Raw genomic sequence first — 10,317 nt, forward strand, 5'->3', positions numbered from 1 at the left:
GGTTTCCCGTGGCTTTACCAATCCCGCACCCCCTGGACCAGGGCGTAGAGGTAGACCACGCTGGCGGCATCCCAAGCCTGGGGTCTGCAGGCCACAGGGTAGGGGACTGGGGGCAACCCCTCCTCCCGGGGAAACCCCCCCACCAGCTCGGGAAGGCGCCGGTCGGGCTGGGAAAGGGCCAGGTCCAGGAGGGCCTGGGCCACACGTTCCCCTTCCTCCCTGAGGCCGTACCGGAAAAGCCCCCCGGCGAAGAGGGCGGTGTCGTGGGGCCAGACGGAACCGTTGTGGTAGGAAAGGGGGTTGTAGCGCCGCTCTCGGCTTCCCAAGGTGCGCAGGCCCCAGCCCGACCAGAGTTCCTCGGAAAAGAGGGTGGCCACCAAAGCCGGTACCCGCTCTGGGGGCACGGCTCCGCTCCACAGCAGGTGGCCGGGGTCAGAGGACTTCACCCGGAGGGGCTCCTTGTTCCGGTCCAAGGCCAAGGCATAGGTGGCCAGCTCCTCCAGCCAGAAGCGCTCTTGGATGAGGCGAAAGAGTTCCTGCGCACGCTTTTCCTGGGCTTGCGCCTTGGCCTCCTCCCCCAGGGCCCGGTAAAAGGCGGCTGCTGCCCGATGGGCCGCGTAGGCGTACCCCTGGACCTCGCTGACCGCCAAGGGGGGCTCGGCCAAGCGCCCATCCGCGTGGCTCATGGAGTCGTGGGAGTCCTTCCAGGACTGGACGGCGAGCCCGCTGCCGCTGGGGGTGAACTCCAGAAGCCCGTCCCCATCCTGGTCGGCGGCTTCCAGCCAGGCGAGGGCCGCTTCCCAGTTGGGCCGAAGTTCCCGCACCAGGGCCAACTCCCCCGTGAGGTCCAGGTACCGCCCCAGGAGGACCAGGAACAGGGGAGTGGCGTCTACCGTGCCGTAATAGCGGGCAAAGGGCACCTGCCCCATGCGGGAAAGCTCCCCTATGCGCACCTCGTGCAGGATTTTGCCCGGTTCCTCTTCCCGGAAGGGATCCACCACCACCCCCTGGCGCCAGGCCAGGTAGCGGAGGACCCCCTGGGCCACCTCTTTCCCCCAAGGGAGGAGCATGAAGGCGGTGAGGAGGCTGTCCCGGCCGAAGGGGGCCACGAACCAGGGGATGCCCGCCGCGGGCACCGGCCCTTCTGGGGTGGTGAGGAGCAGGGCGCGGAGGTCCAGGAGGGCTTGCCTCAGGATGCTTTGCCAAGGCCCTTCGCCTCGAGGGAAGGCCCTCAAAAAGGTCTCGTAGTCGGGCAGGGTGCCCGGGGACGCCAACGGGCTTTCCAAAAGCACTTCCCAGGCCAGCTCCCCTTCCCCCTTAGGGGGCAGGTGGAGGGTGAAGCCTTGGGGAGGGGGTAGGGGACGCAGGACCGCCCGTTGCTCAATGCCGTCGGCGGCGCGATGCTCCAGGCTGGGAGGCCTGCTCGGCGGTGTGTGCCAGCCCCTTGCCTCAAATAGGTCCAAAAAATCCCCGGAGATCTCCAGGCCTACCCGAAGGGAGAGGGCCTCCTGCGAAAGGTTCTGGAAGCGGAGGTGCTCCGCCACCTTGCCCCGGTAAACCTGGAGATGCCTGCGGAGCAGGACCTCCCCGTCGGCCCCCCGAAAGCGGGCCCAATCCTGGACCAGCTGGTCGGGCCGGGGCACGTGGGTGTGGAGGAGCGTTAGGCCTTCGGGCAGAAGCAGGCGGTAGCGGGACAGGAAGCGGGTGTCGTGGCGGTAGAAACCCTCCGGGGGCTCCTCGGCGAACCCCCGCTCGTTCAGGACCAGGTAGGTGTCGTCTTCCTTCAGGGGAACCATGCGCTACTCCTTTACCGCTCCCACATTGACCCCCTCGACGAAGTACCTCTGGAAGACCGCGAAGAGGATGAGGATGGGGATCATGGAGAAGAACCCACCCGCCAGGATGAGGCCCCAGTCCCCCACCTGGCCGTAGGCGTTGCGGAAGGAGAGGAGGCCGATGGGCAGGGTGTAGATCTCCCGGGGGCTGGTGAGCACGATGAAGGGCCAGAAGAACTCGTTCCAGGTGCCCTGGAAGGTGAGGATGGCCAAGGCGCCGAGGGCTGGGGTGGACATGGGGAGGACGATGCGGAAGAGGGTCTGCAAGGGGGTGGCCCCGTCGATGAGGGCGGCCTCCTCCACTTCCCGGGGGATGGACTCGAAGAACTGCTTCATGATGAAGACGGCGCTGGCGCCCACCAGGCCCGAGAGGATGAGGCCAGTGTAGGTGTTGAGGAGGGTTTCCACCCCGAAGAGCTTGGACAGGCCGAAGATGCCGTCGCGAAGCACCAGGTAGTTGGAGATGAAGGTCACCTGCCCGGGTACCATCATGGTGAAGAGCATGAAGAGGAAAAGGGCTTGCCTACCGGGGAAGCGGAGGCGGGCCAGGGCGTAGCCGGCCATGGAGGCGAAGACCAGGGTGGTGAGCACCTTGAGGAAGGCGATGAAGAAGGAGTTCAAAGTCCAGCGCAAGAAGAGGCTTTCCCCGGTTTCCAGGCTCCTGGTTTCCCGGAAGGCCCGCACGTAGTTGTGGAAGACATACCCCAGGAGGCCCGGGGTCACGTTATCCCAGCTCGCCACCCGCCCGCGGCGCTCGAAGCGGGTGGGGTCTAGGGTGGCCTCCACCAGGACCATGCCTCGAGGTGCCTCCAAATCCAGGGGCACCCGTTCCAAAAAGGGGCCTTCGCCCTGGTACCGCAGCACCAACCGGTAGCGGATGATCTCCCCCTCCTCCTGGTGGGCCGGGCGGCGCTCCAGGGGGATGGGTCCTTCCAGCGTCACGTGGTCGCTGGCGTAAGGGGTTTCGAACACCGCTCCCATGCCGGCTCCGGGCTTTCGCCGGGGAATCTCGGCAAGGAGGGTGGGTTCCACGCCCCTGGGCACGAAGTACACCACCTCCAGGGCCACTTGGCGTCCTGGGCGCATCCCGCCCAACCAGGGATCGCCGCTTCCCGCTTGGCCCAGACGCCACGCCGCGGCCCAGTTCTTGGGGCTCACCTGGGAAAAGGCCAGGCGGAAGGGCCATTCCAGGGGGTCGGTTTTTAGGCTGGCCAGGAAGCCCATAACAAAGGGGGCCACAAAGAACACCCCAAAGGCCAGGAGCAGACCGTAGGCCCAGCCCAAGGCCGCCCAGCGGCGGCGGGCCGCCTCCTTAGCCCCCATTAGGACCACCCCCTCTCGCCCACGCCGAAGCGGCGCTGGAGCAAAACGATGACCAGGGTCAGGCCCGCCAGGACCAAGGCGGCTGCCGAGGCCAGCCCCACCCGCGGGGTGGCTCCGGAGGGGAAAACGTTGCCATACACGTAGTAGGCCAAGGTGATGGTGCTCTCCAAGGGAGCACCCCCGGAACCCCCCACGAAGAGCACCTGGTCGAAGAGCTGGAGGGTGCCGATCAGGCCCAGGGTGATGACCAGGAAGAGGACGGGCCTAAGGAGGGGCACGGTGATGCGGCTGAACATGATCCAAGGGGTTGCCCCATCCAGTGCGGCGGCCTCGTAGAGGGTTCGGGGGATGCCCTTGAGCCCCGCCAGGAAGAGAACCATGAAGGTGGGAATGGTGGTGTAGGTGTTCATCAAGACGATGGCCCATAAGGGGTAGGGAAGACCGAGGAAGGAAGCCCGCGTGGGGAGCCAGGGGATATCCACCCGCACCTCGCGGGCCTGGAGGAGGCCCCAGGCCTGGAAGGCGGAGGTGCCCAGGAAGGCGCCCAGCAGGGAGACGGCGGCTAGCCCCGGGTCAAGGAAGGGGGTGCGCCGTCCCCGCCGCCGTTCCCAAAGGACCAGGGCCCCTTGGAGGCCCAAAAAGAGAAGGGCAAAGCCAGCCAGGTGGGGGAGGTGGGAGAACAGGAGGGAAAGGGCCTGGTTCACCAGCCCGGTGCGCTGGAAGAGCCAGAGGAGGAGGAGGCTGGCGGCCGCGGTGGAGATCACCGAGGGCAGGTAGTAGACCGTGCGGAAGAAGGTGATGCCCCTCAGGGGTCGGTTGAGGGCGATGGCCAGGATCAGGGCGAAGAAGGTCTGCAGGCTAGTGACCACCAAGCTGTAGAGGAGGGTGTGCTTCAGGGCCAACAGGAAGGAAGGCTCTTGGAAGAGCGCCCAGTAATTGGCCAAACCCACCCAACGCGGGGGTGAGAAGAGGTTGTAATCGGTGAAGCTGAAGTAGACAGCCCGCAAGAAGGCGTACAGGAAGAAAACGCCCAGGGAGAACAAAAAGGGAAGGAGGAGGAGCAAGGCGTAGAGGGCCTCGAGGGTGCGCGCTTTGATTCGCATGGCAAAACAAAAGGGGGGTGATTTCCACCCCCCTGCTTCTTTACCTCCTACCCGTGAGCCGATCCAAGGCCGCCTGGGCGTCTCTCAGCGCTTGATCCACCCCCTTTTGCCCGGTCATGACCGCCAAGAGGGCATCGTTGATGGGGCGCATCCAGTCGCCCCCGTAGGCCAGGAACTTGAAGGGATACACGTTCCCACCCTGGGGGCCGGAGCCTTGGAAGACCACACGGTTAAGCTCGGGCTCCTTGCCCGGACGCTGGAAGTAGGGGTTGTTGGCCAAGGCCCTACGGCTGGGAATGGCCAGGCCCCGCTCCAGCACCCACTGTTGCGCTTCGGGGGAGGTCAAGGCCTTGAGTACCTTCGCGGCGGCCGGTTTGTTCCTGCTGGCCGCATTCATGCTCCAGGAAACGGTATAGATGAAGTTACCCCGGCGCTTCGTGACCGGATCCAGGGGAAGGAAGGTAGTGCTGTAGCGCATGTTCGGGGCTTTGTCCCGGAGGAAGCCCGCGATCCAAGCCCCTTCGATGGCCGTGGCCGCCTTCTCCCCCCCGAAACACCCACCGGTCCAGCCCTCGCCGAGATCCTGGGCGAACCTGGCCGCGCCCCGCCTCGGCAACCCCGTGTACCACTCAAAGGCCCGGCGGAAGTTTTCGTCCAACACGGTATGACCTTTGGCGTCGAAGGGCTTCCACCCCGTGGCGAAGGCGAAGGCTCCAAAGCGGGCGAAGTCGGCCACCACGCAGAGGCCGGCCACGTCCTTCAGCTTGCTCTGCACCTGCTGGAGCTTGGCCTCAAAGGTTTCCCAGGTGTCCTGCTGGTTGGGGTAGCGTACCCCTGCTTCATCGAAGAGGTCCTTGTTGAACTGGAGTGCGAGGGTGTTGAAGTCCTTGGGGATGCCGTAGACCTTGCCCTTATAGGTGAAAGCCTGAATGAGGTTCGGCAGAAACTCGGCCAGCTCCTGCTTGCTGAAGTAGCCGTCCAAGGGCTCCACCCGCCCCGAGGCGAAGAGGCTCTCCGACCAGAAAATGTCCACGTAGAACAGGTCGGGGGCCGTACCCGCCGAGAGGGCGTTGAAGAGCCATTGGGTGTAATCCCCCTCGATGGGCTGATAGACCACCCGGATACCCTCGCGGTCCAGCTTTGGCTGGACCACTTCCTTAAGCAACCCGTTAACGATGGCGATGTCCGTGCCGCCCCAGCCCGAGATGCGCACCTGCACCTGGGCCGAAGCCAGGCCTGCAAGGGCCAGAAGGATCAACCAAACCCTAAGCATGACACCTCCCAACTTGCATCATGGCCTTAAAACCCCTAAGCCGAACACCGGTCTGGGTTTCGTTCGCTATCCCACCCCCCTTCGGGCGGAGGTTCCTCGCGGCACGAGGTACACGGGGACCCGTACCCCCATAGGCGGGCGCCCGGCCATGGCCTCTTTCAGGAGGCGAGCTGCTTCCTTGGCCACGGTGGGGATGTCTTGGTGTACTGTGGTTAGGCTCCTTTCCAAGTCGGGCAGGTCATCGTAGCCCACTAGGCTCACCTCCTCGGGCACCCGCAGGCCCAGGTCCTCGAGGGCCGCCCATGCGCCCAGAGCCATCTCGTCGGAAGCGGCGAAGAGGGCGCTATAGCGAAGCCCCTCCTGCCAGGTGCGGCGGACTGCGCGGTATGCGGCAAGGGCCTCGAACCTCCCGTCCAGCACCAGCTCTGGACGGAAGGGAAGCCCTGCCTCGTGCAGGGCCCGCTTGTACCCTTCCAGGCGCTCCCTGCCCGCTTGATGGTGCAGGTGCCCTGTGACGATGGCGATCTCCGTGTGCCCCAGCTCCAGCAGGTGGCGGGTGGCCAAGTAGCCCCCTTCGGGATCATCCGGGGCCACCCAGAAGGCCCCTGGGTAGGTGCCGATCAGGACAAAGGGCTTCCCCTGGGCCCGGAGGCTTTCGATGCGCGGGTCGTGGTCGTGGGCCCCGAGGAGGAGGTACGCGCGGGCTTCAGCCAGGGGTAGACCCCTAGGGTCTGTGGGCACTTCGGCGACCCTTAAGCCTTCCTGCCAAAACGCCTCGGTCAAGGCTTCCAGGAGCAGGGCGAAGTAGGGAGTGTAGCGGCGTACGCCGGGCGCGAAGAGAAGCCCCACCGCTGTGGACATGCCCGCCAGCTCCCGGGCGGCGGCGTTGGGTACGAAGCCCACGGCTTGGGCCACTTCCAGGATCCGCGCGCGGGTCCCAGGGCTGACCCCGGGGCGGCCGTTCAGGGCTCGGCTCACCGTTCCCACAGAAACGTTTGCGAGCCTGGCGATTTCTCTAATGGTAGTTGCTCTCTTCATGATTAGCGTAAACGTTTTCGTAAGCGCCTTCAACCTAACCCCTGGCAGGTTGGGGCGTCAAGCTCTTCCTGTCCCCGTTCCCCATGGACCAAGCTTGTTACGATTGATCCATGGCGGTTTCCGAGTTGGTGCAGGAGCTGGTGGAAAAGGCCAGGGCCTATGCTTCCGCGCATTCCCTTGAACGCAGCCCCCATACCGAGGACATCTTCCAAAGAAGGTTCTACCTTTCCCCTGAAGATATCGAAGTCACCAACTACCTCAGGCGGCGGCCCATGGCGGCCTTTAATCCGGGGGCGGTTTTGCGAGATGGCGTGGTCCACCTTTTCCCGAGGCTGGTCTTTGAGTACTACAGCTACGCTTCCGCCATTGGGTATGCCGCGGTGCCGGTGGATGACCTTCTCCAGGGCCACTTGCCCCGTCCCCTTCCGATGGAGATCGTCCTGTACCCCACAGAGGTCTGGGAGGCCTCCAGGGGTTGCGAAGATGCCCGGGCTCACGCCTTGGGAGAAGGCTTTGCCCTCTTCTACACGGGGGTGGGGAAGCTGGGTGAAGCCGCCTTAACGGACCACAAGGATGTGTTTTTCCCTGCCCTGGCCTTGGCGGAGCTTGGGAGGGACCTCCGCCTGAGGCGTAAGGGCATTGTGCGCTTGGGCAGGGAAGGCGAGGGCCTTCTCCTGCCTACCAAGAACGCCACCTTCCTGGAAGGAGACGCCTTCCTCCTGCGGCCCAGCCTGCCGGGCTTGCCGGATACCGGCTGGCGGGGAAGGTTGGATAAGGAGAGGCTTAGGGCCTTTGCCCTCGAGCCCGTTCTCCCGCCGGAGCCCTTCGAGTTCAAGGTGGGCTGGTCCACGAATGCGGTGAGGCTCGAGGACGGCACCTACCTGGTGGCTTACCACGGGATTTTGCGCGCCGATTTCTCTTACCGCCACGGCTTCGTCCGCCTTTCCGGGAGCGGGGAGTTGTTGGCCTACACCTCCTATTTGCTTGCCCCGCGGGGCTTGAACGAAAGCTACGGCGATCGCCCGCTAACCCTTTACGGCAACGGACTTTTCCTGCACGGGGAGGAACTTGTCTTTGTGGCGGGGGTGGGCGACTACGGCATTGGGGTCATGACAGCCCCTTTGGAGGAAGTTCTGAAAAGGATGCGGTCAGTGTAGGAAGCCCCACCTTCCCAGGATCACCCCGTAGGCCCTCATGCCCCCTCCACCAGGGCCCTGGCCTCCCGGAGAAGGGCCCGCACCAGCTCCGGGCTCGTGGCCTCCGCGTAGACCCGGAGCAAGGGCTCCGTGCCCGAGGGCCGGAAGAGCACCCAGCCCTCGGGGTAGAGCCACTTGCTCCCGTCCAGGGTCTCCAGCCCCACGGGGACCATCCCCGCCAGGGGCCGGGGCTCCAGGAGGCGCCTGGGATCGAACCCCGGGGGCAAGGGCAGGTCCAAGCGGTCGTAGGCATGGGTGAGGCCCGCCAGGCCTTCGGCCTCCCGGAACCCCTCCTCCAGGGGCTTCCCCGTGGCCCCCACACTCTCCAGGAGGAGGAGGGCCGCCAGGAGCCCGTCCCGCTCGGGTAGGTGTTCCGGCACCCCCACCCCCCCGGACTCCTCCCCGCCCAAGGAGCACCCTCCCTTGAGGAACTCCTCCTTGATCCACTTGAACCCGATGGGGGTGGTGGTCACCCCGAACCCCAGCCGCGCCCCCAGCCGGTCCAAAAGCCAGGTGGTGGCGAAGTTCTTCACCACCCGCCCCCTGTGCCCCCGGCGGAAGCGGTGGAGGGCCAGCACCGTGAGCACCTGGTGGGGGTTGAAGTACCGGCCCCCCGCCAGCACCACCCCCAGCCGGTCCCCGTCCCCGTCCGTGACCACCGCCAAAGCGGGCGGGGCCTCGGCGGAAAGCACCGCCAGGGTGGGCCCCAGGTTGGCGGGGATGGGCTCGGGGTTCACCCCGTGGAACAGGGGGTGGAGGGCCTCCCTGAGGGGCCGGAAGGGGATGGGGAGGCCGAAGCGCAGGAGGAAGTCCCGCAGGTACCCCGCCCCCGCGCCCCCCATGCTGTCGTGGTACAGGGGGCCGGGGAAGCGGGCCAGGGCCTCCAGGTCCACCCGCCGGGCCAGGGCCTCCAGATACTCCGCCTTGAGGTCCAGCTCCTCGTAGGTGCCTTCCCTCTCCGGTGCCTCCTCGGGCACCCGGGCCTCCAGGGCCTTGGCCTCCTCGGGGCCGATGGGGCCCCCGGTGGCGTCCTTGAACTTCACCCCCAGGTACTGGGGCGGGTTGTGGCTGGCGGTGAGCATGGCCCCGCCCGCCGCCTCCAGGTGGCGCACGGCGAAGGAGAGGAGGGGGGTGGGCACGGGGCCCCGGAGGAGGTAGACCTCAAGCCCCATCCCCGAGAGGTGCCCCGCCAGGGCCTGGGCGAACGCCTCCGCCAGGAAGCGGCCGTCGTACCCCACCGCCACCCGGCCCCCGCCCCTTTCCAGGAGGTGGTGCCCGTAGGCCTCCCCCAGGCGGTGCAGGGCGGCGAAGGTGAACTCCCGGGCAATCACCCCCCGGAAACCCTCGGTGCCGAAGCGGAGGGTGTTCTGCTTTGTGCCCATGCCAGTTTGAAGGGTAGCAGATTTGCTCGTGGTCTGGTGGACGAAATCCTACCGGTCCATCCCCACGTGCGTGGAAACTACGCCACAATCTCTTGGTCCTTTGGGAAAGGAGGTTTTGGCGGTGAGGGCCTTAGGCTGGCTCTTTTTCCTCCTTTACCTTCCTTCTCCTCCACATGCTGGCCCCGGTGGTATACTCCTTCAGCCGTCTCTGGCTGGAGGTTCTCCCCGAGGAGTTCACCCACGAGGAGTACGCTCGGAGCGCCCGGGACCCGAAGTACCTGGAGGCGGCTTTGCTCTCCCTGTGCATTGCCCTTTTAGCCGTTCTTCTCAACGTCCTGGTAGGGATGCTCACCGCCTGCGCGGCCCACCTCTGGGCGGGGCGGGGAGGGGAGGTTTCGCATGCTTTCACCCCTGTACGCAGGTTGAGGAGGGGTTGTCAGCCGTCGGTTAGCCCCCTTTGGGGCGATGCTGACCCTTTTAGAGGCTGTCGTAAAAGTCCCCCACCGCACCTTACGCGGCCCTGGCCAGCCGCTTCACCAGCAAGCGTAGCATGCCCAAGTACAACCACGCCTCACTGACGGAAGGATGCTGCTCGTAATCCTCCCTCAACCTCCGGTTCCTCCCCAACCACGCAAACGTCCGCTCCACCACCCACCGCTTGGGCAACGGCTTAAAGCCCTCTACCCGGGGAAGCTCCGGCACCTCCTCCCCCTCCCGCACCCACACCCCCCGCACCCCGGCGTAAGGATGGGCCACCACCTCCAGCTCTAACCCCAGGGCCTCCAAAAAGCCCCTCAGGCCCCGGTAGCCCCAGTCCCCATACACCTTCCTCACCCTCGGCCACAGACCAAGGTCCATCCCCTCCAAAACCGCTTTCCCACCCCACTTGTCATGCACAAGATTCGCCCCTTCGGGGCGGACCATTGGCCGGGTGAACGTACACCCGGAGCATCCTCCCCCCGGTATCCACCACCACCTGGCGTTGCAAGCTAGCCTTCGGCTGACCCGCCCCTTCACCCTCTTGGCTCCGTCGTCCCCTCGGGGCCCCCCTTTTCCGTGGTCTTCACCGATTGGCCCTCCACCACCAGGGCGCTGGGAGAGGCATACCGCCTTTCTCTTTCCCGGTCCCGCCGGACCAGGGCCTGAGCTGCCCTCTCCCAAACCCTT

The 10,317-nt window shown here is 65.9% G+C and carries 8 protein-coding genes; 1 reads left to right on the forward strand and 7 read right to left on the reverse strand.

Going from position 1 to position 10,317, the window contains the following annotated elements:
* Nucleotides 1-14: 14 nt before the first annotated feature.
* From L1087_RS12115 to L1087_RS12135, 5 genes are all read right to left on the reverse strand, one after another.
* Nucleotides 15-1,796, reverse strand: a complete 1,782-nt coding sequence (locus L1087_RS12115; RefSeq protein WP_234559165.1) for a glycogen debranching N-terminal domain-containing protein — start codon at nucleotides 1,794-1,796, stop codon at nucleotides 15-17.
* 3 nt (nucleotides 1,797-1,799) lie between these two features.
* Nucleotides 1,800-3,158: a carbohydrate ABC transporter permease gene (locus tag L1087_RS12120; protein WP_234559166.1), complete on the reverse strand. Its 1,359-nt coding sequence runs from the start codon at nucleotides 3,156-3,158 to the stop codon at nucleotides 1,800-1,802.
* Nucleotides 3,158-4,261 carry a carbohydrate ABC transporter permease gene (locus tag L1087_RS12125; RefSeq protein ID WP_234554313.1) on the reverse strand — a complete coding sequence of 368 codons (1,104 nt, stop codon included), beginning with the start codon at nucleotides 4,259-4,261 and terminating at the stop codon, nucleotides 3,158-3,160. Before L1087_RS12125 ends, L1087_RS12120 begins: the two co-directional genes overlap by 1 nt.
* Before the next feature lie 40 nt (nucleotides 4,262-4,301).
* Nucleotides 4,302-5,534 carry an ABC transporter substrate-binding protein gene (locus L1087_RS12130; RefSeq protein ID WP_135260072.1) on the reverse strand — a complete coding sequence of 411 codons (1,233 nt, stop codon included), beginning with the start codon at nucleotides 5,532-5,534 and terminating at the stop codon, nucleotides 4,302-4,304.
* Nucleotides 5,535-5,600: 66 nt separating this feature from the next.
* On the reverse strand, nucleotides 5,601-6,572 hold the full coding sequence (locus tag L1087_RS12135) for a LacI family DNA-binding transcriptional regulator (protein ID WP_135260073.1): 972 nt from the start codon (nucleotides 6,570-6,572) through the stop codon (nucleotides 5,601-5,603).
* A gap of 110 nt (nucleotides 6,573-6,682) precedes the next feature.
* Between L1087_RS12135 and L1087_RS12140 the strand changes: the two genes are divergently transcribed.
* Nucleotides 6,683-7,729: a glycoside hydrolase family 130 protein gene (locus tag L1087_RS12140; RefSeq protein WP_234559167.1), complete on the forward strand. Its 1,047-nt coding sequence runs from the start codon at nucleotides 6,683-6,685 to the stop codon at nucleotides 7,727-7,729.
* A gap of 35 nt (nucleotides 7,730-7,764) precedes the next feature.
* Here L1087_RS12140 and L1087_RS12145 read toward each other — a convergent pair whose 3' ends face one another.
* Both L1087_RS12145 and L1087_RS12150 read right to left on the reverse strand, forming a co-directional pair.
* A complete protein-coding gene (locus L1087_RS12145) occupies nucleotides 7,765-9,150 on the reverse strand; it encodes a phosphohexomutase domain-containing protein (protein ID WP_234559168.1) in 1,386 nt (461 codons plus the stop codon).
* A gap of 510 nt (nucleotides 9,151-9,660) precedes the next feature.
* The gene (locus L1087_RS12150) at nucleotides 9,661-10,008 is read right to left on the reverse strand and encodes a transposase (RefSeq protein ID WP_234559170.1); all 348 of its coding nucleotides are present in this window, start codon (nucleotides 10,006-10,008) and stop codon (nucleotides 9,661-9,663) included.
* Nucleotides 10,009-10,317 lie beyond the last annotated feature (309 nt).

Source organism: Thermus tengchongensis (assembly GCF_021462405.1).
GTDB classification, from domain to species: Bacteria; Deinococcota; Deinococci; order Deinococcales; family Thermaceae; genus Thermus; species Thermus tengchongensis.

Coding starts and splice junctions, on each gene's coding strand:
- L1087_RS12115 (WP_234559165.1), bottom strand. CDS start 1,796: ATGGTTCCCCTGAAGGAAGACGACACCTACCTGGTCCTGAACGAGCGG.
- L1087_RS12120 (WP_234559166.1), bottom strand. CDS start 3,158: ATGGGGGCTAAGGAGGCGGCCCGCCGCCGCTGGGCGGCCTTGGGCTGG.
- L1087_RS12125 (WP_234554313.1), bottom strand. CDS start 4,261: ATGCGAATCAAAGCGCGCACCCTCGAGGCCCTCTACGCCTTGCTCCTC.
- L1087_RS12130 (WP_135260072.1), bottom strand. CDS start 5,534: ATGCTTAGGGTTTGGTTGATCCTTCTGGCCCTTGCAGGCCTGGCTTCG.
- L1087_RS12135 (WP_135260073.1), bottom strand. CDS start 6,572: ATGAAGAGAGCAACTACCATTAGAGAAATCGCCAGGCTCGCAAACGTT.
- L1087_RS12140 (WP_234559167.1), top strand. CDS start 6,683: ATGGCGGTTTCCGAGTTGGTGCAGGAGCTGGTGGAAAAGGCCAGGGCC.
- L1087_RS12145 (WP_234559168.1), bottom strand. CDS start 9,150: ATGGGCACAAAGCAGAACACCCTCCGCTTCGGCACCGAGGGTTTCCGG.
- L1087_RS12150 (WP_234559170.1), bottom strand. CDS start 10,008: ATGGACCTTGGTCTGTGGCCGAGGGTGAGGAAGGTGTATGGGGACTGG.